This is a genomic window from Bacillota bacterium (assembly GCA_013314855.1).
Taxonomy (GTDB): Bacteria; Bacillota; Clostridia; order Acetivibrionales; family DUMC01; genus Ch48.
Genome location: JABUEW010000072.1, coordinates 1 through 21895, shown reverse-complemented (window position 1 = coordinate 21895; position 21895 = coordinate 1). Strand labels below are relative to the sequence as shown.

20 protein-coding genes are annotated in these 21895 nt (G+C 42.5%); 3 read left to right on the top strand and 17 right to left on the bottom strand.

Translation table 11 applies throughout. The annotated features are described in order from the left end of the window. Positions 1-159: 159 nt before the first annotated feature. The 3 genes from HPY74_12845 to HPY74_12835 form a co-directional block, all read right to left on the bottom strand. The gene (locus HPY74_12845) at positions 160-1788 is read right to left on the bottom strand and encodes a hypothetical protein (GenBank protein ID NSW91536.1); all 1629 of its coding nucleotides are present in this window, start codon (positions 1786-1788) and stop codon (positions 160-162) included. Between the two features lie 536 nt (positions 1789-2324). Next, positions 2325-2666, bottom strand: coding sequence for a hypothetical protein (locus HPY74_12840; protein ID NSW91535.1), 342 nt, complete (start codon positions 2664-2666; stop codon positions 2325-2327). A 62-nt stretch (positions 2667-2728) separates the two neighbouring features. Further along, a complete protein-coding gene (locus HPY74_12835; GenBank protein NSW91534.1) occupies positions 2729-3463 on the bottom strand; it encodes an IS701 family transposase in 735 nt (244 codons plus the stop codon). Positions 3464-3571: 108 nt separating this feature from the next. Here HPY74_12835 and HPY74_12830 point away from each other — a divergent pair, with 108 nt between their 5' ends. After that, positions 3572-4177, top strand: coding sequence for a transposase (locus tag HPY74_12830; GenBank protein ID NSW91533.1), 606 nt, complete (start codon positions 3572-3574; stop codon positions 4175-4177). Next, positions 4113-4466: a hypothetical protein gene (locus tag HPY74_12825; protein NSW91532.1), complete on the top strand. Its 354-nt coding sequence runs from the start codon at positions 4113-4115 to the stop codon at positions 4464-4466. Before HPY74_12830 ends, HPY74_12825 begins: the two co-directional genes overlap by 65 nt. Positions 4467-4507: 41 nt before the next feature. On the opposite strand, the gene HPY74_12820 is transcribed toward HPY74_12825, so the two are convergent. From HPY74_12820 to HPY74_12755, 14 genes are all read right to left on the bottom strand, one after another. Beyond that, the gene (locus HPY74_12820) at positions 4508-4735 is read right to left on the bottom strand and encodes a hypothetical protein (protein ID NSW91531.1); all 228 of its coding nucleotides are present in this window, start codon (positions 4733-4735) and stop codon (positions 4508-4510) included. Positions 4736-4870: 135 nt separating this feature from the next. After that, positions 4871-6490: an IS66 family transposase gene (locus tag HPY74_12815; GenBank protein NSW91530.1), complete on the bottom strand. Its 1620-nt coding sequence runs from the start codon at positions 6488-6490 to the stop codon at positions 4871-4873. A gap of 125 nt (positions 6491-6615) precedes the next feature. Continuing rightward, a complete protein-coding gene (gene tnpB / locus HPY74_12810; protein NSW91529.1) occupies positions 6616-6978 on the bottom strand; it encodes an IS66 family insertion sequence element accessory protein TnpB in 363 nt (120 codons plus the stop codon). Continuing rightward, positions 6972-7265 carry a hypothetical protein gene (locus HPY74_12805; GenBank protein ID NSW91528.1) on the bottom strand — a complete coding sequence of 98 codons (294 nt, stop codon included), beginning with the start codon at positions 7263-7265 and terminating at the stop codon, positions 6972-6974. The genes tnpB and HPY74_12805 overlap by 7 nt, the downstream gene beginning before the upstream one ends. Before the next feature lie 223 nt (positions 7266-7488). After that, entirely contained in the window at positions 7489-8676 is a 1188-nt protein-coding gene (locus HPY74_12800) for a homoaconitate hydratase (GenBank protein NSW91527.1), read from the bottom strand. 83 nt (positions 8677-8759) lie between these two features. Continuing rightward, complete coding sequence (locus tag HPY74_12795; GenBank protein NSW91526.1) at positions 8760-9707, bottom strand: phosphoglycerate dehydrogenase; 948 nt, start codon at positions 9705-9707, stop codon at positions 8760-8762. Positions 9708-9738: 31 nt separating this feature from the next. After that, positions 9739-11109, bottom strand: a complete 1371-nt coding sequence (locus HPY74_12790; protein ID NSW91525.1) for an amidohydrolase family protein — start codon at positions 11107-11109, stop codon at positions 9739-9741. A gap of 30 nt (positions 11110-11139) precedes the next feature. Then, positions 11140-12165, bottom strand: a complete 1026-nt coding sequence (locus tag HPY74_12785) for an alcohol dehydrogenase catalytic domain-containing protein (GenBank protein ID NSW91524.1) — start codon at positions 12163-12165, stop codon at positions 11140-11142. Positions 12166-12256: 91 nt separating this feature from the next. Beyond that, complete coding sequence (locus HPY74_12780; protein ID NSW91523.1) at positions 12257-13249, bottom strand: asparaginase; 993 nt, start codon at positions 13247-13249, stop codon at positions 12257-12259. A 3-nt stretch (positions 13250-13252) separates the two neighbouring features. After that, positions 13253-14281 carry an alcohol dehydrogenase catalytic domain-containing protein gene (locus HPY74_12775; GenBank protein ID NSW91522.1) on the bottom strand — a complete coding sequence of 343 codons (1029 nt, stop codon included), beginning with the start codon at positions 14279-14281 and terminating at the stop codon, positions 13253-13255. Positions 14282-14295: 14 nt separating this feature from the next. Continuing rightward, entirely contained in the window at positions 14296-16218 is a 1923-nt protein-coding gene (locus HPY74_12770) for a TRAP transporter permease (GenBank protein NSW91521.1), read from the bottom strand. Positions 16219-16376: 158 nt separating this feature from the next. Next, a complete protein-coding gene (locus HPY74_12765; protein NSW91520.1) occupies positions 16377-17408 on the bottom strand; it encodes a TAXI family TRAP transporter solute-binding subunit in 1032 nt (343 codons plus the stop codon). A 244-nt stretch (positions 17409-17652) separates the two neighbouring features. Continuing rightward, entirely contained in the window at positions 17653-18858 is a 1206-nt protein-coding gene (locus tag HPY74_12760) for an aminopeptidase P family protein (GenBank protein ID NSW91519.1), read from the bottom strand. A 176-nt stretch (positions 18859-19034) separates the two neighbouring features. Beyond that, a complete protein-coding gene (locus HPY74_12755) occupies positions 19035-21074 on the bottom strand; it encodes a sigma 54-interacting transcriptional regulator (GenBank protein ID NSW91518.1) in 2040 nt (679 codons plus the stop codon). Positions 21075-21576: 502 nt separating this feature from the next. Between HPY74_12755 and HPY74_12750 the strand changes: the two genes are divergently transcribed. Beyond that, entirely contained in the window at positions 21577-21816 is a 240-nt protein-coding gene (locus HPY74_12750) for a hypothetical protein (protein NSW91517.1), read from the top strand. The last annotated feature ends 79 nt before the right edge of the window (positions 21817-21895 follow it).

Genomic DNA, 21895 nt, shown 5'->3' with positions numbered 1-21895 from the left:
ATTGACTATGGCAAACATAGCGACAACTACCGCAAAAAGAAGCGCCAGCAGATAGGTAAGCTGCACCCTTACCACCTCCGTAAAATATTTTAATGATTTAATATTCTATGGCTGAGGGGAAAATCCTTCCGGGATGTATAATAGATTTTATTACATATTTTACAGTATGACATCCCCGAAGGCCACGCCAACAGTCTTCCCGCCAACCTTAATGGGAACTGCCACCGTAATGCAGTACTCTTCAGTAATAACCGATATATACGGTGAGGTGACATAATTTCTGCCCTGGATGGCTTCTTTGAAATACTGCCTGTGGGAGAAATTCCTGGTTTCGGTTTTCACACTGCCTCCGGTTACATTGCCTTCGGCATCCAGGACAATGATTGCTTCGAACACATCCTTGTACTTGCTTCCCAGCTGCGCTGCGAAGGCCTCTGACCTCTTCCTGTCCTCCGGATTAAAGGAACCCATCTCCTTAAGGGCATTGATAAGTATCTCCTGCCCCAGCCTGACCCTTTCCTCATCAGACTTGTCCAGACTGTAGTTCCCCTCTATCGACTTCATTGCCTCGTTTAGTTCTCTGGCCATGGCAGTAAGACTCTCGACGGATTCGTAGATGCCCCTTACCATGTCCACCTCTTTCTGAACCGAAGCATTTATCTCCTCCATCCCCGCTGCTGTCTGCTGGGTTACCGCCGATATCTCCTCCATCAGTTCGTCCACCTTGCTGGCGTTGGAAATACCCTGACTGGAAAGCTTGACTATCTCCTCGGCAGACTTTAACGTATCGCCGGAGGTCCTGTCTACGCTTACGAACAGCTCCCGGAACTCACCGGCATACTGCACGCTCGTATCCATATCCTTGACCTGTCCCTCAATGCGCTGGGTTATATGGTTTATCTTCTCCGAAATATTCTCAACTATCTCTTTTATGCGGGATGCGGACCTGTCGGATTCTTCGGCGAGCTTTCTCACTTCTTCCGCAACCACCGCAAAACCCTTGCCGCTTTCCCCTGCCCTTGCCGCTTCAATGGCAGCGTTCAAAGCCAGGAGATTGGTTTGCTCGCTTATCCCCCTCACTATTCCGATTATCTTCTTTATCTCGTTTGCCTCCTGCTGCAGACGGCTTATTTCCACCGCCAGCTCCTTGTTGTCGTTATTGCATCTGTCCAGCTTCGAAAGCAGCTCCTGGAGCTTCTCCTCCGACTGCTTGACCTGGTCCTTCATATCCTTGGTAACCGAAAAGGTACTCTCCGCTATCTCCGCAATAGCTCTTGAATCCTCCACTATACGACCGGTGCTGTTTTTGGCGCCCATAGCCCTTTCCGCCTGGGTTTCGGCGCCCTGAGACACTTCATTTATGGTCATGGATATCTCCTCCACCGAGCTGTTAACGGTGCGGCAGTCCTGTGCTATGTTTTCAGAATAGGTAAACAGCCTGTCCGAAGCGGTAAGGACCTTGGAGACCAGCCTCCTTATATTCTTTGTCATTACGTTAAGGGCTTCAATGATTTGATCCATATCCCGGTCGCTGGACTTCTTTACCGACTGGGTCATGCTCGACCTGTTGATATTTTCTATCAGCAGCTGCGATTTTTCCGCATGCTTCCGCTGATATCCGGCCATTATTTGCGCCCAGACAAACGAAACCGCTAGCGCCAATGCGATTACTATCACGAGGCTGCCCGGCTGTGCCACCTGGTAATAGCTTTCTTTCAATACCAGCACTGGAGTTAAAGCCCCCAGCGAGAACACCAGAAACGCAAGAATAAACAAGCGGGTCTTCAATTTATCTCCCCCTCTATGCCTGCTTTTCAGTATGTTATTCTCCTGTCAACATTATATATTATATATTCGACTTAATTCTGGAAAATCCTCCAATATTATTGCCCTTTTGCAACCTCATATAAACAAAGCAACTGTTCCGACCCCTTTTGCAGATCCTGCTTCCGCTAGAACGCCCATGGCATATTATCATCTACCCTTGCAATAATCAACTGATAAAATCCAATTATTAATAATTCCTCCTGAAAAAGTAGGGCAATAATACAAAAAAATATTTAAACAAAAAGGTTTCCCAGTCCTTGTGTAGAATCTAGATGATGACCAAAACCAAAGATAGCCCAGCAGTGAAGCCCTATGATGGTAATAATTCTACACAAACCTTTAAGTTCCTGTAGGTGGTTTACATCTTAGTACTAGTACTACTCTGTTAAGTACGCAGAGGCAGGAAAAAAATCCTCCTCTGTCTGGGTTGTGAAACCCATAAAATATATGATGCATAGAGTTTATCGAGAACACGTTTTCTTACGGAAGATATACTTTCAAGTACAAATTGCTTCAGGGGGAAAAACTTCCCTGACGCTGAAAGTAGGTGATGTAACACAAGGTTTGTCGACCAAAACTTCATATTGCCTGTTTGTCTCACTTTCTACTCGCCGTCGCAGGGTAAGGAAGGAATAAGCCAGCATAACCATGATGAAATGCCTGTGAAAGCCATGCCACATTCGACCTTCGTATTGGTCAAGACCGAGTTCGTCCTTTGCATCCTGATAGAAACGGTCAATGGTATGTCTTCTGTGAACATATTCAACAATCTTTACATCAGGAGTATCCAATGGCAGATCACTGAAGTAATACTTGGTATCGCCGGTTTCCCCTGGCACCGGCCTTTCAAATACAAGCCACCCTTGCTTGCCCGTCTTGGTTTGAGTAGACCAGTAAGCCCTTAAGAAAGCAAACTGTTTCTTAAGCTCTCCTTTGCTGCCGTCTCTCCAGCAGATGACCTTCCAGTAACCTGAGGTATTTTGTCAATGAGCCAGTCAACTCTGTACTGTGGAGGCATAGGAGTGGGTTCGGGCTTGAGCCTTGGCCGTCCTGTGCGTTTAGCTTTTGACTTTACAGGTGGAAGGAATGTTTTAATATCCTGTTCAAATCTTACTGTAAAGTTGCAGGGTACAGATAATGCATAGGTTTCACCACGGGCCTCAAGACCCTCAATGAAAGTGTTATTCCTGCCGTAAAAGCTGTCTCCGAGGATGATGTTATGCTTTACACCCAATTGATTTGCCTGGTCCAAAAGTTCCAGAGCGATCTGGGGCTTTGTTTTAAAAGAAACCTCTTCGGGAACCTTGGCTTTCTTCATCCTCCGGATGTCAGATGTCCAGCTTTCGGGCAGATACAGTCTTGCATTTACAGGCCATGTGTACTTGAGATCTGTATATTGACAGCTTACGGCTATCTGACAATTACCCACTTTACCCAGAGTGCCTGAGTACTGACGCGCTACACCCACAGAACAGTTGCCTTTTTTCGGAAAGTCTGTGTCATCAAATATAAGGGCTCCGTCAGAAGCTACTGCATTTTCAAGCATAAGTTCTACTCTTTGCTTGTTAAGCTGCTCGTGGTCCCAGGGACTGTTAGTGATAAAGTCCTGTAAAGATTGAGCTGATGTGCCTTCCATATATTCAAGAAATTGTCCCAAAGTCCGTGGAAATTGAAGTGGCGTTCCTGACGACAGTTTGTTAAACTGTTGGTTGGGAAAACCAAATAACGAAAGGAGACGCCACTAATGGAATTATACCATGAACAGCAAGGGAAGGTAAATGAGACCTTAAATCTAACTGTAGATTTTTCAGAACTGGAGGAAATAGCACGGGACGGACTGCTGTCATTATCGGTGCAATTGGGTATCAAGGCTTTAAAGATCATGCTTGAAGATGAGGTTGCATCATATGCCGGGGAGAAAGGCAGGCATGACCCATCCAGGACAGCATACCGGCATGGATATGAAAAAGCCGGCGTTGTATTAGGGGGCCAGAAAATAGCAGTACAAAAGCCAAGAGTCAGAACTAAAGACGGAAGCACAGAATTGCCTCTAGAAACGCTTATACAGTTTCAGAAGGAAGATGCGCTCAATAATGCAGCATTGCAAAGGATCCTTCATGGCGTATCCGTTAGAAATTACGGTTATACCCTGGATGAAGTACCGGAAGAACCGCTTTCAATCTCAAAAAGCGCTGTAAGCCGCAGGTTCATAAAAGAAACAGAAAAGCTAATGCAGGAATTCATGAACCGTCAGATAGACGATTATTATCCGGTAATCATGATAGATGGATGGAGTAAAGACAGGAGACTATCTGGTTGTTGTATCCCTTGGCATATCAAAAGAGCTTGAATTCAAATATCCATCCGCAGCAGCCAGCTTAATGGAGGGACTTGAAGAAACCCTTACAGTTCACAAACTGAAAGTACCCGGCCTGTTAAGAGCTACACTTTCAAACACCAACCCCATTGAATCAGCCATAGGAACTGCTCTCAATGTAACTGGCCGAGTTAAGAACTGGCAGAGCGGCAATCAGGTTTTAAGATGGATTTCGTCCGGCTTTATACTGGCAGAAGAAAAGTTAAAGACAATAAAGGGGTACAAGCAAATCCCCCTTTCTGATAGATGCTTTAAACAATAAAAAATCCGCTGAACTATCACAGGTGGGTTAATCTGTGAAAATCAAAGAAAAACTACGCTGCTGAAATTCCACGGAAGATTGGACAAGCTCATATATTCGGCCATCATTCCGCAGTTTTTATAAGGAATATCGCTTAATAAACCCGTTATATAGCGCTCTGCGGCATTCATAGTATCACTACGGCGAAAGATATTCATAAACTTATCAAGGTACCTTTGAAGTTTTGGCAATGCAAACGGTGATATTTTCTTTATTATATTTTGGCTCACAATCATTACCCCCTTGATACCTGTTTTACATAGGTTCAAGGTTTATTGCATTGTAAGCGCTAAATATTGAGGTGCGCAAGAAAATAAAACCCCGGCACGATTCTCTCGTCGTACCGGGTTTCGATGATCTATTATTCAATTATTCCCGTTATGGCAGCAGTCCGGCAACTTATCTGACCAGGGTAGAAAGCTTTCAAGGAGTGATGGCTCTGCCTTAAAATCAAGCGCCGGCATTGTGCTGAAGATATGTAGCAGGTACTTGTAGACGTTTAGTTTATTCACCTTTGCCGTTTCCACAATACTGTAAATAATGGCGCTGGCTTTGGCTCCCTTGGTCGTATCCGCGAACAACCAGCCTTTTCTTCCGACTACGAATGGCCTGAGCGCGTTCTCAGCCCGGTTATTAGATAACTCAATACGCCCATCTTCAAGAAATACGCCTAATGTAGCTTTTTGGTTTACAGAATAATTGATGGCCTCAGCAAGTTTGGAGCCTTGAAGCGGATTTGCGGTTTCAAGCCATGACCAATAAGCCTCAAGGACTGGCTTGGACCGTTCCTGACGCTTAAATTTCCGTTCTTCCGGAGTAAGCATTTCTAATTCCTTCTCAATGGAAAACAGCTGGTTGCAATAGTCAAATCCAATGGCAGCAGTGGAGCCATTTACATCTCCGTTCCTCGGCAGCGCATCCTGGTACTTGCGTCGGAGATGAGCCCAGCAGCCGCATCGGGTAATATTTTGTACTTTATCGTATCCGCTGTAACCATCGGTCTGCAGATAACCGCTAAAGCCGTTCAAGAAACGCCTGGCATGCTCGCCCGAGCGCGTGGGCTGGTATTCAAACAGCACTACAGGAGGCCCACAGGTATTACCGGAACAGTACACCCACATCCTCGACTCCGATGTTGGCTTTTTACCTTCTTCCTTGAGTACCTGGATTACCGTCTCATCCGCGTGAATCACAGCCTCATTAAGCAAATGAGACTTCATTGTTTCCCAAAGAGGCTCAAGCCAGTCAGTTGCCGCCCGTATAATCCAGTTGGCCAAAGTCGCTCTGGAAAGAATTATGCCTTGATTGGCCCAGTCTTTTTCCTGGCGGTAGAGCGGCATGGCGTTTACATATTTCTGGTACATAACGTAAGCAACTGATGATGGTGAAGCAAGACTCTTTTTAATGACCGGGGCTGGGACAGGCGCTTTAGTGATGGTGGCTTCTCCCGTTTCCTTCTCGCAGCTCTCACAAACATAGCTCTCCCGGACATAGCGAAGCAGCCTTGCCTGGGCCGGAATGAATTCTAATTCTTCGCGAATAGTCTCTTTGCCGAGGACTCGCATTTTTCCGCCGCATGTCTCACAAACACGCTGCTCTTCGTCAAGATCACAGAGAATCTCCACCACAGGAACGTCAGCGGCCAACTCTTCCTTGGTACGTTTGGCTTTCCGAACATGTTCAGCAACAGTAATTTTCTTGGGTTCCGGCGCGTTCCGGTTGGCTTCGGCCTCCGCCTCGTTGAAAAGAGAGAGCTGATTTGTATCCTCGCCAAGCACATACTTTCTCTTTTCACTCGATTGCCCGTACACGGCCTTCTGAAACTTAACCAGCATATCCGTGAGTCGGTCGATACGCACCTTCTGAGATTCTAAGGTTTGAGCCTGCTCCTGCAGGCGTGCTGCCTGTTCCTGCAGTTGCGTTTCGAGTCCTAATATATATGCAGTTACTTCGGGCGCAAGGCCCGTAAAATCAAGCGTTTTCATGACTTAATTATAGCACAAAAAAGCCCAAAAACCTAGTAAAATTAAGGTTTTTGAGCCATTTTTGCAATAAAATCTTCGCCTCAAATCGTGATATCAAGCACCCCGGAGGTGGTGTGGAGACCTCATCAGTAGAAGTCCCTGGCTGTGATATTGCCAAAACCTTTGGGTGGGTCGATAGACAGGCCTTCCATGAGTAGGCGCAGTTGCTTGACCGTTATGTTCCTTACATCGGCCGGCTTGTTCGGCCAAACAAACCGGGCCCCCGCACCGTCCAGCCTTTTGTAATACAGTATAAAGCCGTTACGATCCCAGCTCAGGGCTTTTAGCCGATTGCGGTTCTTGTTGCAGAAGAGGAAAAGATAGTTCCCAAAGGGATCCATCTTGAATTCCTGCTTTATGATTATGGCCAGTCCGTCGACCGATCTCCGTAGATCAGTGGCTCCACAAGCGAGATATATCCCATCATAGCTGGTGATTTCTTTCAGCATAGGCCCTCCACAACCCTAAGCACATCCGTAAGTAAGGAGGGGCTAAAACCGGGACCCACACAAATAGTCCATTTGCCGCAGTTAAGCTTAATTTCTGTAGGGCGTCCCTCTTTTATCATGGTTACATCAGCCCACTGTTGCGGTTGATTTTGGTCTTCCCGGTTTACCCGCGTTGCCCAGCCAATATACTGACGATACTCAATACCCTTTGTTTTACACCATGCCTTTGCTGTCATACCGCTTGCCCGGCATTCAGCTACCAGCGCCTGCCGTTCTTGCTTAGTCAATTGAATACCTCCATTCTGTGATCTTATGGAGGTATTTTCTCATGATTTTCGCTGGTTGAACATGCGTACGATTATTTAGCGCTTACATTGCATTGGTAATGTAAGGGTACTGGTAATTCAACATTCAACATTGTAGTACTATGTTATTTGATAAAAAAACACGGCTTCCGCCACTAGTGGAAACCGTGTTTGTCTGCAAACTGTGTAGACTATATTTGGCTTCCTAAACTTTGAGCCTTAAAGCCATTACTTTAAACTCATCAAGGCTTACTGAACCTTTTTTTTGCGTACTGAAAGCTTTCACCTCTTCAAGCAAGATATCAATCTTATCCTCAGATAATTCTACGTTTACTTGATCAAGGGCATACTCAATGGACTTCTTACCGCTCTTTTTACCTAATGACACTTCCCTCTTACGGCCAACAACTTCCGGAGCGTAGCCTTCAACCGACGGAGGATATGACAGCATCTGGGCCACTACCAACCCGCTTTCACGAGTAAACACCATATCTCCAACCACCGGACGCATAGGCGATACGGGAACTTTGGTTATCTCCTCAACAAGTTTGCTCAGGTCATATAATTTATCCAGTTTTAAATTTGTTTCAATACCGTAAAGGCCATGAAGTGCAATAGCTAATTCAGCAATATCGGCATTTCCGCTCTTTTCGCCTAAACCGTTTACTGTAACATGAGCGCAATCGGCGCCCTCTTTTAGGCAAGCTAATGTGCAGGCCAATGCTAAACCAAAGTCATTGTGGCAATGAACTGCAACCGGAACATCCACCCAGGATTTTACAAGCTTTGTCAAGTAAGCCATGGCCTCTGGTGTAGCAACCCCCAGCGTATCAACGATAACAATTTCATCAGCTCCACAATCCTTTACTGCAGCCTGGTACGCTTTTTTAAGAAACTCAGGCTCAGAGCGGGTAGCATCAACTGCGAAGAAAGCCGTATAAATGTTTTCCTGCTTGGCAGCACTTACTGCATCGCGGATTCTTTTCAATACAACCTCTTCCGAAGCATTCCACGCTTTCATTTTATAAGGGCTTGTGTATGTTTCCAATACTGTATGCTTTACCCCGGTTTCTGCAATTATTTTTACATCGTTTACAACACAGCGACCAAAGCCCCATATTTCAGCACCCTTAACTTCCTTGACGATATTTGCTACTGCAATTCTATCCTCTTCACTGCTTGCCGCAAAACCTGCTTCAATACGATCGACGCCTGCTTCAACCAATCTCTTGGCAATTCTGAGCTTGTCCTCTGCATTAATACTTACGCCGATGCTCTGCTCCCCATCACGGAGGGTTGTGTCATAGACCTTGATTTTTTTCATATTTTTTAGTTGTCCTTTAACCTCTGACGCTTCGTTATAGTTACTAAGCCAAAAACCTTCTCTTTCCATGATATCCTTCCTCTCTAATTTCTAAATATGGCGTATTCTATTCTAGAAGATATTGCTCATTTTTAAAGTACTGGACAAAAAAACTATACTATTCTGCTTCCAATGTCTTTGCCTTTCAATGCGTCTACAACTACCTGAGACACGAATTCACTGGTCATGCCTAAAGCTCCATCAGTAAATCCTCCCATATGAGGCGTAAGTATAACATTCTGCAGTCCAAGAAGCGGTGAATCGGTAGGCGGTTCAGTTGAAAACACGTCTATTCCAGCACCGGCTATTTTGCCTTCTGTTAAAGCCTTGTACATAGCAGCCTCGTCCACTACTCCTCCTCTTGCAGCATTTATCAAATATGCTGTAGGTTTCATAATACTAAATTGTTTCTCTCCGATAAGATTCCGAGTTTCTTCCATAAGTGGTACGTGTAGGGTAACAAAATCAGATTCTTTAAGTATTTCATCAACATCTGTTCGAATGATGTTATTGGCACTTGCATACTCTTCGTCCCAAAATTTATCGAACGCAAGAACCTTCATATTGAATCCTTTAGCCCTTTGTGCAACGCTTTTCCCAATGAATCCTAATCCAATAATTCCCAAGATTTTGCCCCATACTGACTGTCCGAATACCTTAGGCCATTTCCTCTCTCGGACTTGTCTATCGGACTGCGGAATCTTTCTGGCTAAAGATAGCATAAGTCCAAAAACTAAATCCGCAACAGCCTCCCTGTTGGTTCCAGGCGAATTAGCAACAATAACACCATTTTCTTTAGCAGCATTGAGGTCGATGTTGTCAACGCCTATCCCGTGCTTTACTATTACTTTTAATCTCGGTGCGGAACTGATAACTTTCCTGGTAATGGGCTCCAAGCCTGTAATAATTGCAACAATATCATCCAGTTGGCTAAGTAAATCACTATCACCGGTTACAGGTTGCTTTGCCCTTGTAATACCAAGCCCATAATCCGTTAGTATTTTTTCAGCCTTCTCGCTATACTTGGCAAAGGATGCATTAGTCACTAAAACTTTATCCAATCGTATCACCTGCTTTCATCCTTGTTTAATATTATCGTCTCACAAACCTACCCCAGCCGGAATCTCCAACCACCTCTCCATTTTGAACAACTATCTTACCCCTTATCATGGTGGTCTCCGGAAAACCCTTTACCTTTAAGTCCTCGTATAAAATATAATCGCTGTACTGCGAAATATCCGAAGATTTCAAAACGTATTCCCTGTCTAAATCAACAATAACCATATCAGCGTCAAAGCCCACACCAATATCCCCCTTATGGGGATAAAGGCCGTATAGCCGTGCTGGATTTAGACTAAGGGTTTTTGCAATATCTATAAGGGGCATATTTCTTTTATGATAACCCTCGCTTAACATTACCGGGAACAGGAACGGTGTTCCCGGGGCACCGGCTGACGAGCTCCAAATATCTCCCATTTTGGCTGCTAGTTTACGCGGTACATGGTCCGAGCCGATTGTATTTATATCTCCCGCTTTAACCGCTTCCCATAATCTCTCATTATCCCTCTTGGTTCTCAATGGAGGCCTTAGCTTATATTTCTTAGACGTTACATCCTTTTCATTCAAGATCATATAGGGATGACAGGCTTCGATGAAAACCTTATCATAGACCTTCCTGAATTCTATTGCTACATTCAGCGCTAATTCTGAAGTAATATGAAGTATATTAACCCTGCAGCCCGCCTCTTTCGCAAAGGTCAGTGCCCTTCTTACTCCCTCAACCTCTGCAATAACTGGCCTTGATAGAGCCCATGCCTCAAGGTCCGACCTGCCCTCGCCAATAAGCCTCTTTTTTGCCCTATGGACTATTTCAATATCTTCGGCATGGACTATCGCAACCGCCTTTGGATATTTGGAGAGCCTTTCAAAGCTTTCCAATATATATCCGTCGCAAATGTTATCAAATTTAATTGGATTTCCTCCAAAGTTTGTAGTTTTTGCATCTTCTCCACGATAAGTCAAGTAATGCTTAAAGGAAGTTATGCCGAATTCATCAATATATTTCGGTATAGAGTTCAAATGCTCTTCGGTTATTAAAACAATATGGAAAGAGAAGTCGGTATATGCTTTTTCCTCTCCTTTAGACATAACATACCTGAATATTTCGTCATAAGAAGAGTTGTCTCTCAGGAAAAACAATATTGTTGTCACACCGCCAATCGCAGCAGAACTTGTTTCTGTCAAAAAATCCTCTTCCCCTGCACCTACACCTAAATGAGAATGGGTTTCTATTATTCCTGGAAAAATATATTTACCCGTTGCATCTATTACATGTGCGCCTTGTAGTATCGTATCAGGGCCTGTTATTGCTTCAATCTTCCCATTCCTTATACCAATATTGCCACACTGAATAATACGTCCCGGATATACGATATTGCCGTTTAGTACTATTGAATCGAACACCCCAAAAACCTCCTTTCTTGGGAGATTTTATCATTCGAATGAAATTACCTGTCTGCCGATATTTTTGCCCCGAAATAAATCCTCTAAGGCACAGTTTATTTCCTCAAGTCTATATTTTTTTGAAACAACAGGTTTTAGGCGGCCATCGGTGATCAATTTAATTACTTCTAGGACATCACTTCTGCATGAAGCCCGTGAACCGTACATGGACAATTCCTTCAATACAAAGGTGTAAATTGGAATATCTACCGGATCAGGCCTATAACCATTCAGGATTACTTTGCCTGATTTCCCCAATAGCTCCAAGTTACTGTTTATTGTTTCCGATGAAGAGACAGTTTCCAGGACGATGGATATGTCTGCACCATTCGTTATTTGTAAAATACTGTCTTTATACCTCGCTTGGTTTTGGTCATAAAGAACCAAATTTTCAAATCCCAATCCACGTGCAAAGTCCAATTTTTCTTCACTTATATCAACACCTATCACGTTTGCACCCATGGCCTTGGCTAGTTGTAAAGCATGGAGCCCAAGCCCTCCCAGACCCATAATCAGGACATTGTCCGCATCACTGACGGGAACCTTCGATAAAGCATGATACGTTGTAGAAATCGCGTCCGGTATTATGCATGCATCTTCAAAGCTAAGCTCATCCGGTATGGGGATAAAATTCTGCGCCGGTATTACAATATACTCTGTAAAACCACCATCTAATTCAAAACCCAGCCGTCCTCTTATATTGCTGCATAGAGTTTCCCTATTTGTTTTGCAGAATAAACAATGACCACAACATAAATAGAAATGGGCTATGCCTCTGTCTCCTATTTTAAAGTCTTTTACTCCATCACCTAATTCGACAATTTCACCGGAAGGTTCATGCCCCATAATTAATGGCAGCTCTTTTACTTCTTTGTATCCTTTCCATATTTTTATATCTGTCCCGCACATTCCACACGCCTTTACTTTTACCAGGATTTCATTGTCTTGAACCTTTGGAACAGGCACATCCTCTATTGAAAGAGGTTCTGAAAAATTTCTTAAAACCGCTGCCTTCATAATACATCCCCCCGTAAATGCCTAAAGTATAAGAATTTCTATACATAGCTTATTTTCTGGTTTTTTAGTCTTTACTTATTATCTGCTGTTTTCACGGGGCAATTTCATCGAAGATTTCTTTTAGTTCCATTTTGCTATCAACCAATGGAAGCGCAACCATTAGCAATATTCTGGCCTTTACGGAAGTGAGGTCCCCGCCGTTTATCACACCGCATTGACGCAAGTCCCATGGTCCACAGCCGCCACTGGCCCTGGACACAGAAGTTCCCATAGGTGAGCGTGGAGTCAAAACAAATACAATATCTCTCTCCTGTGCTTTTCTGACAGTATCCATTATTCCCGGAGTAACCCCACCACCTCCTGGTAAGCTTTCAATAACAATTCCCTTGTAACCTTCGGAAATCATTAGGTCCAATATCCTTGAACTTGTCCCCAAACTGACTTTTAGTATTTCTACACCTGTTTCCAATCTTTCAATCGGTGCAAATACTTTTCTGAGGATTGGATCCCGATAAAATATCACCCTATTATTCGATACCATGCCCAAAAAACCAACATTCAGGGAAACAAAGGCATTCAGACTTGTTTTATGAATTTTGGAAACATCCCTTGCCGCATGAATTTCCCCGCCCATGCAGACAAGCACACCTTTGCTCGTTGCCCTTGGGTCCGCAGCAACCAGTACTGAATTATGCAAATTTCTTGCACCGTCCCAGTCCTTTTCCGAAGCATTTAACATCGCACCTGTGAAAACCAAAGGTTTGTCGATATCCCACATTAAATCAGCTAGGTAGGAGGTTTCTTCCATCGTTGCCGTACCTTGCGTAACAACAGCTCCCGCATAAACGCCCTCTGTTAATTTTGTCTTAATCATGTTAACCAGTTCTAATATATGACATGGTTCTAAAGCAAAGCTCAGCACGTTACAGAACTGTACGGCCTCAATATCCACAATATTTTCTATATCGCTAAGTGATGAACCCAATTCCTGGGCAGATATCTCCGGTGAATAACCTTTTTCGCCATCATACTTCGATGAGATGGTACCTCCCGTAGATACTATGAGTATTTTTGTTTTTTTCATATACTATCCCTCATTGCAAAATACTACTGCCCTCATTACATTATCCAGCCTTTTGTCCATAACTTCAAAAGCCCTTGCTGCTTCTCTCAATGGGAACCTATGGGTGATAAGGGGTTCAATCTTAACCTTTTTCTGTTCCAATAGTTCTATTGCCTTTGGATAAAATCCATATCCTCCTTTTGAACCAACCATTGAAATCTCTTTGCTGTAAAAGTCTTTTTGCGGCAATCCGTCAATATAATTGAAAGAAGTACCAAATTGAACAATAGTTCCCCCTTTTTTGACCATTTTTACTGCTGACAACAACGCCGATACAGTTCCCGATGCCTCTATGCAAATGTCAAACCCAACGTTGCCTGTTCTCTCAAGCACGTTCTTTTCCCAGTCAGGATCCTGTTTGTTATTCCAGATAAAGTCTGCCCCTAAATGTTTTGCTATTTGCAACCGGGAGTCCCTTGTTCCAATCATTCCTACCTCCTTTGCACCGGCAAGCTTACAAAGCTGCTGCATTATCAATCCACTGTATCCAGGTCCGATAAGCAACACACTGTCCCCAATCCTTATCCCTGAACGATACAGAGCTCTTAAGGCAGTAGCTACTCCAACCACACTTTGAGCTTCTATTGGATTTACGTTGCTGCTAATTTTCAGCAGTACGTTTTCTGGTACAATGATATACTCTGCCAGGGAGCCATCTATGGTCCTACCCAACATAATTGGTTTTTGGCAGTACGAAGCCATCCCATTGTAACACCAATAGCATTTCCCACAGCCCCAACTTGCCTGGGAAGCAACATGTTCGCCTACCTTAACCTTGCTAACCTCGGGTCCTACTTCGGTTACAATACCGTCATACTCATGGCCTAATATAACATTTTCCTTGGCAGCATAATCACCTCTATATACAGAAATGTCGGTTCCACAGATTCCCACACAGCCAACCTTCACTAACACTTCGTGGTGCTTAAGTCTTGGAAGTGCAACATCGACAAAATCAAGCTTTTTTGGTTTTGTTAATACATTGGCTTTCAATTTAATACCACCCCTTATAACCTACAATTTCGCAATTTTTTATTAAATCTTGTGCCTACAAGGTAACCTAATACAATAAGTACGATTCCTGGAAAGTCAGTCATCGAACCTGGAACAATCATGCATATTCCACCAACCAGCAGCAATACTCTTCCCAGCATATGCAAAGATTTTTTGAACCAGCCTTCAGTAGCCACTGCGATAGCATATGCGCCTACCAAAGAAGTTACAACTACAATAGCCACTTCCAATGGTTTACCAATTAGGAGAATAGCGGGGGAATAAACCATGATAAATGGAATTATAAAACCTACAATAGCCATTCTAAATGCAACAAAACTGACTGTTACAGGATTCGCTTTGGCTATCGCCCCTGCTGGATATGCTGCTAATGCTACTGGAGGGGTGATACCGCTTAGACAAGCAAAATAAAAAATAAACAAATGAGATTGCAATGGGCTAATACCCAATTGGGTTAATGCGGGTGCCATTATGGCAGCACCTATAAGATAACATGCTGTTGTCGGCAATCCCATACTGAGTATTACAATAATTACAGCGGTTAAAATAAGAGCTAAGAATAAACTGGAGCCAGCTAGTATTACTATCAAGGTTGACAGTTTAAGACCTATCCCTGTTAAAGAAACTAATGCCATTATTATTCCTGCACAAGCGCATGCGGCAATAACTTCTAAAGAACCATATATCCCTGTTTCCAATGCGTTTAATATACTTTTTATATCCATTCTTGTAACTTTCCTGAAGTAAGAAACTACTACGCAAGCAATAATCGATAGAAAAGCCGCTCTTATAGGTGTTGCACCCTGAATAATGAGAGCATATAACAGCATTATCAGCGGAAGAATCAAGTGACCCTTAGTTCTTATCACTTCTTTAATGCTCGGCAGTTCTTCTGCTTTAAGACCTACTAACCCATCTTTTCCTGCCCTTAAGTCAATGACAAAAAAAGTAGTAACAAAATAGAGTAATGCAGGAAGTATGGCTGCGATCATCACATCTTTATAGGGCACGCCAATCATCTCTGCCATCAAAAATGCTCCTGCTCCCATTACTGGAGGCATTATTTGACCACCGGTAGAGGCAACTGCTTCTACCGCCCCTGCATACTCTTTCCTAAATCCTGATTTTTTCATTAATGGAATAGTCATTGAGCCAGTTGTTACTACGTTAGCTATCCCACTTCCAGATATGGTGCCAAAAAGAGCACTTGAAATTACCGAAACTTTTGCAGGACCACCCTTCGCTCTGCCAGCAATAGCATAAGATAAATCGGTATATAACTCGCCCGCACCAGAGTTCTTCAAAAATGCTCCGAAAAGAATAAATAGCACTACATATGTGGACGAAACCCCTGTTGTTATCCCGTATATTCCGTCTATATTAAAGACATAACTGATAATTCTTGATAACGAGTAGTTTCTTCCAATAAACATACCTGGAAAATAGCTTCCGAATTTTGCGTAAACCATAAAAGCTAGAGCAACAATTACCAAGGGCCAACCTAATACCCTTTTGGTAATTGCGAGAACCAAAAATATAGCTATTACTCCAAATATTATATCCCCCTGGGTTGGGCTTACTCCTGCTCTCAAAATAAAACTGTGGTCTTGCATAAATACATATATTGTTACAGCTATTCCTGATAAAACCATAAGTATGTCAAAGAACGAAATTTTTTCGTTTCTATCAAAACCAGGATAAAGCAATGGTATTAATATGAAACCAAACATAACGTGTAAATTTCTTAATAATATTACCGATGTTGCCGCAATACCCAATGCATATATATGCCACAGTGAACCTGCTACCGCTATTATAGTTATTATCTGTGCCGTTCTACCAGAAAAAGTTCTTTTTCTTTTTTCATATTCATCCAAAAGCTTTTGTATTTTTACATCTTCTGTTTCTGGAGCCATATCTATTCACCTCGTCGTTAATTCGTATTGCAGGCGAAAACAAAATAATTCTATATTGATTTCGGCATCAATACATCTCAGCTTATTAGAGATAAACTAATAATTAGGAGGGTACATCTATAAGGGTAATAATACCCTTATAGATGTACCTGCTGTAATCAGTTTTTAGGAGGCGATGGTAATTGGGGCAGTTCAACATTCTTCTCTTCATAATACTTCTTAGCACCTGGATGTAATGGTAAGTTCATGTATTTTACATTCTCTAAATCCGTCTGTACAAAGCTTACGTGAGCATTGTGAATTGCCTCTACGTTTTCCCAAGTTGTTTTAGTAATCAGGTATACAAAATCTTCTGAAAGTTCTGGAGATACAATGATAAAGTTCCATCCTTGAAGTGCTTTGTAATCATCTGTCATTCCCTTATAAGTGCCGCTTTTTAGGGTGCCTACATTATAATATGGTTTTTCTTCCTGGAATTGTTTAAACTCGTCATCAGTAAGCCCAAAGAACTTGAGTTCGTGTTGCATTTCTAATTCCTGAATAAACGAAGCTGGATGTCCAGCAAGATAGAATATCGCATCAACCAGTCCGTCCCCAAGCATACCGCCAACGTCTGTCCAGCTAGCATTGACAATCTCCTTAGGCTTTATCCCAAAGAACTCCATAAGCTCTCTTCCTGTAAAATCACTTCCTCCGCCAGCATATCCGAAAGAAATAATCTTTCCATCAAGGTCTTTTATTGAATTAATGTCCCTATTCGATGCCTTAGTGAAAAAAACTCCTTCATAGGAATAAGAAGGGAATAACGAGCAAACGTTTTGATATTTAGCGCCATTTGCCCATCCAATTCCATAATAGCCTGGGTATGTTTGCAGTGTAGCCGTAATGCCAAAATCAGTATCCCCTGAATGTACAGTTTGCATGTTTTGTGATGATCCGCCCGGCTCTACAGTTACATTAAGCCCCTCGATGTTCTTCATAAGCATGTCCGCCCATGCTGCAGTATAGGTAACATACAAACTTCCGGAAGATGCGCTTCCTACCGCCAGTACTCTTTTGGGAATTTCTACCTCGGCATTTTCTCCAGGAGCTTGAAGTTCCATTTTTGGGGTACAACCCGCTCCCAAAGCCATAGCTGTAATTAGAATACAGGTTACCAATAAAACTCCGTTCCTTTTGGCCTTACCCATTTACTAAATCCTCCTTCCATTTTTTAGACTAAAGATAACTTGCTCTCCAATTTTATAAAAAACTTGTTATTATCTCAGTTTACCAGTTGTCCAGCCTAATGAGTGGGTACATCACAGCAACTGCTTGTTAAATAATAACTGCTTATATAGAAAGATATTTGAACTGTTCAGGTCCATTTCTATATATAATTTCCTTTTGGATGCTTCACAAGGAGGAAGCGTGCTAGCACTTCCTCCTTGTGGATTAACCCAGCAAATCCTCGCAATATGGATGTTTTGTCAATATTTCATTACCTGTTTCAGTTACGAGTATAGTGTCCTCCAATCGTACTCCACCGCCACCGGGAACATTGGGTACCAGTATTGCCGGCTCACACGAGAAACACATACCGGGCTGGAATTCAAAAACTTCTCCACCGGAAGCCGATATTTCTCCAATTAGCGGTGCGCAGAGCCCTGAAACGCCTATGGAGTGTCCTAATACTCCGTGGAATCCCCACTCTTCAAAACCATGCTTCTTGATAACATTACGGGCGGCAATATTTAACTCTTCGTTGGTATGCCCGGGTTTAAGCAATTCATGCACAACCATCATTTCTTCGTACACTGCATTGTAAATACGCTTTTGCATATCATTGGGCTTGCCATGCACTACTGTCCTTGTAAAGTCCGAGAAATACCCGTTGAAGCAGCCGCCCAGGTCCATGAATACCAAATCACCGTATCTTATAGTTCTGTCTGAAGCAAAACGATGGAGTGGAGCTGTCTCTTCTCCAGAGGTAACTATAAGGTTGCACTGAGGCACTTCCATGCCAAACGAGTAGAATACCTTCATCACTTCGCCCAGTATTTCGCAGTTCCTTGCACCAGTCCTTATATTGTCAATTGCTGTCTGCATACCTATTTCGGCTATTTTGGATGACAGTCTCATTAGTTTTATCTCTTCGGAGTTCAAAATCGCTTTAGCTTCTATTACACACGCATCACCGTCAACAACCTCACAATCCGGAAGGGCTGCTTTTAGCTTCTCAAGCATTACAAAGGTACCTGCGTCAACACCAACTCTTCCCTTTTTAAAGCCTTTTTCTCTTAGGGTTTGTACGAACTGTTTTATCATGGTATCAACAATACCGGGCTCTTCCATTGTTCCGCAGGGCTTAATATCCTCCGGATCCATCCATGTCATTGTAGCACGGCAGCGCGGTGCATCTCCGCTGGTTACATAAAGCGTCGGGCTGCTGGTCTGTGTCATCATTGAAGCATTTCTGGACAGGAAAGATATTGGCCACCACAAGGGCCTCATGTTAGTCATGTACCTGATGTTTTCTGCTCTGAAAGTTATCAGCGCATCCAGGTTATGCTTCACCATTGTTTCCCGCAAGCGCTCGACACGCATCTCTCGCATTTTTGCGAAATCAACCCTATCTACCCAATCTACCGCGTAATACATGTTCCATCTCCTCCTGGTTAGTAATAATTAAACTGCTCATAAATAAGATTCGCGAATCTTATATTGTATACCTCATGTTATCGCAATACCTATGCCAATCAATAACGTAGATATATGGGCAGTTCGGGTTTTGTTTGGCCATGCTTGTCCATCTATGGCAGTCAAATTTGGACAAACTATTGTGTCTTGGCCATGTTTCGCTCAAATTGATTAATCACAGCCCTGCCGCTATCTTTTATATAGGTACCAGCCCCTGTAGTTGCCTGGATCAGGTCCAGCTCCTTTAATACTAGTAGATGCCTTTTTATCTGGCTCTCGCTCATTCTAACCTCGGAATTCTTAAGCACATCAAATAATCGTTTGCGTGTCCACTTAAATGGAGGGGAATCAAGAGCTTTAAGGATACTTATAAAATTTAGTATTTGACTGTGTTCTTCCAATCTTCGGATAATTGCTTCAGTATAGGTATCGTTTTCAGTCATCGTCTTATTAATTTTGCTTCGTAGAATACTTAGAAACTCTTCTTCCCAGTCCATGTTAAGTTGAATAAAGTTTGCCATATATTCTGCTACGTTGCGCAATTCTCTTACGTTTCCAGGCCATTTATAGCGTTCAAGCTCCTCTCTAAGTATATTGGGAAATTCTTCCAAATTGACCTTAAACTGATTTTTCAGGATATTTACAAATAAGGGGAAAATATCTTCTGTTCTTTCCCTAAGAGACGGAAGCCTAAGGGGCAGTACGCTTAATCGATAATATAAATCCTGTCGAAATAGACCTTCATTTACCATTGCCTGAAGGTCCCGGTTTGTTGCTGCTATAATACGGATATCTACCGGTATAACCTGTGAACCGCCAACGGGAATTATCTGGCGTTCCTGTATAGCCCTTAATACCTTTTTTTGTATGTTAATTGTTGCATCACCGATTTCATCTAGAAAAATTGTACCTTTATGCGCTAATACAAATAGGCCTATTTTCCCTCCTTTTTTTGCTCCCGTAAAGGCTCCTTCCTCATAACCGAATAACTCCGACTCGCATAGGCTTTCACTGAGAGCTGCAAAATTTACAGCAACAAAAGCTTCCCCCGACCGGCCCGAAGCATTATGTATCGCTTGAGCAATAAGTTCTTTACCTGTACCACTTTCGCCCTCTATTAATATCGTGGAATCGCTTTTAGCAAATTGGCGGGCTTTCATTATAAGCTGTTCCATTTTTTTTGATTTATAGAAAATATTGTCAAATGTATACTTAGCAGTTAGCCCTTTTTCATGAAGAGAATATCTGTAATTTTTTTCTATTTTTTCAATATTTTTAATATCTTCTATTACTATAATTGTCCCTATGTCTTCCCCGAAACTGCTACTGTCAATTTCTATATGGCAAATTATCCCATTAATTGATAGAAAAAAGTCCTTCCCAGAAACTTTGCTTTTATCAAGAACGCTTTTGATATGGGATGAGAAGTTTTCTTTAATCTGAAGTAGTTGTTCGGCTTTGTGATTAAAAAATGATATTTTACCATCCTGGTCCAAAAGCACAATCCCCGATTTAAAAATATTAAGCAGTTGTTGAAGTCTTTTAGTCAGGAATAGGTTTTTATTGTATTCCTGTGAGTAATGATACAGAAGTCTCAAAGAAGGACGAAAAAAAACGGATGTGAGGGTATGCTTAACCTTTTCATATATATTCAATTCCATTGATATCTCTATGCATGTATTTATATCAATGGGTCTTATACCTAAATCTATTATTTCAAACTCTCCTTCTGGAACCAGCTGCTTTTCTCCAAAGGTAACAACATATTTACAAGACCTATTCCAATTGACCATTCCCGGATAGTATGGATAGAATTGGAGATGAGTTATGCCAGCCCGTATCAGCTGGTCAATTGCTTGTGTCGCAGTATCGTAGAGTTTATTAACCACTAGTACCAAAGCCCCTTCAGGAACTTCGTACAGTTTACTGACAGATTCAATATTTACAATTCTGTCTGCAAATAAAATTTTTGTCCCCGGCCTTATATTGTTTAGCGCATCATCCTTAATTGTTTGACTTGTTACAACTACCAACGCATCACTTATCTCGGTATTTGGAGATAATTCTTCAAAGCACACGCTCTTAATATCAACCATATCTTCGAATATTTCCTTTAGCTGTTTTTGAATGGCCACGGCAGTATTAGCCGTTAAAGAAAGGAGAGTTAATGAAAGCATTTTATCAAACCTCCATTTTAATTTTTGGCTCGATAATGTTGTACACCTCGTTGTCAAGACATAATTCATGTCGCTGCTGGGCCTGTTTAACCGTATCTTGCTTGCAACCTATGACCTTGAATTAGAAATTGTCCTATAGTCCGTGAAAATTGAAGTAGCGTTCCTGACGACAGTTTGTTAAACTATTGGTTGGGAAAACCAAATAACGAAAGGAGACGCCACTAATGGAATTATACCATGGACAGCAAAGGAAGGTAAATGAGAGCTTAAATTTAACTGTAGATTTTTAGAACTGGAGGAAATGATAAAGAACGGAACCATCAGATAGACAATTATATCCGATAATCATGATGGATGGAGTTAAGATTAGGAAATCACTTGGCTGTAGTTGTATCCCTTGGCGTATCAAAGGCAGGAAAAAAACGTCCTTGGGATAATAAAAGGTTCCACCGAAAACGCTAAGATTTGCACGGATCTTATTTAGAACATGTTCGAGAGAGGTTTGGATGCTGAAGAAAACATGCTATTCATACTGAAAAGGATAAAGGGTTACACAAAGCAGTCAAGGATGTATTCGGTGAAAATGTACAAATACAAAGATGCCAGATACATAAGCCAAAGCTCCCGAAGTCTAAACCTCGGAAGCTTTGATGCTAATGAAAAGAGACACACCATTGCCCATGGCTATGCAAGGGCCCTCTTGCCGTCTTCCAATATCCTTTCCAGCCTCTCCTCTTCATAGATCACCCTGCCGGCTGCCCTGTCGTATGCCTCGAGTGCGCCGTTCACTATCCGGGTCTGGAGCTTTCCACACGCTGAAG

Coding starts and splice junctions, on each gene's coding strand:
- HPY74_12835 (NSW91534.1), bottom strand. CDS start 3,463: ATGGAAGGCACATCAGCTCAATCTTTACAGGACTTTATCACTAACAGT.
- HPY74_12830 (NSW91533.1), top strand. CDS start 3,572: ATGGAATTATACCATGAACAGCAAGGGAAGGTAAATGAGACCTTAAAT.
- HPY74_12825 (NSW91532.1), top strand. CDS start 4,113: ATGGATGGAGTAAAGACAGGAGACTATCTGGTTGTTGTATCCCTTGGC.
- HPY74_12815 (NSW91530.1), bottom strand. CDS start 6,490: ATGAAAACGCTTGATTTTACGGGCCTTGCGCCCGAAGTAACTGCATAT.
- tnpB (NSW91529.1), bottom strand. CDS start 6,978: ATGCTGAAAGAAATCACCAGCTATGATGGGATATATCTCGCTTGTGGA.
- HPY74_12800 (NSW91527.1), bottom strand. CDS start 8,676: ATGGAAAGAGAAGGTTTTTGGCTTAGTAACTATAACGAAGCGTCAGAG.
- HPY74_12785 (NSW91524.1), bottom strand. CDS start 12,165: ATGAAGGCAGCGGTTTTAAGAAATTTTTCAGAACCTCTTTCAATAGAG.
- HPY74_12780 (NSW91523.1), bottom strand. CDS start 13,249: ATGAAAAAAACAAAAATACTCATAGTATCTACGGGAGGTACCATCTCA.
- HPY74_12770 (NSW91521.1), bottom strand. CDS start 16,218: ATGGCTCCAGAAACAGAAGATGTAAAAATACAAAAGCTTTTGGATGAA.
- HPY74_12765 (NSW91520.1), bottom strand. CDS start 17,408: ATGGGTAAGGCCAAAAGGAACGGAGTTTTATTGGTAACCTGTATTCTA.
- HPY74_12760 (NSW91519.1), bottom strand. CDS start 18,858: ATGTATTACGCGGTAGATTGGGTAGATAGGGTTGATTTCGCAAAAATG.
- HPY74_12755 (NSW91518.1), bottom strand. CDS start 21,074: ATGCTTTCATTAACTCTCCTTTCTTTAACGGCTAATACTGCCGTGGCC.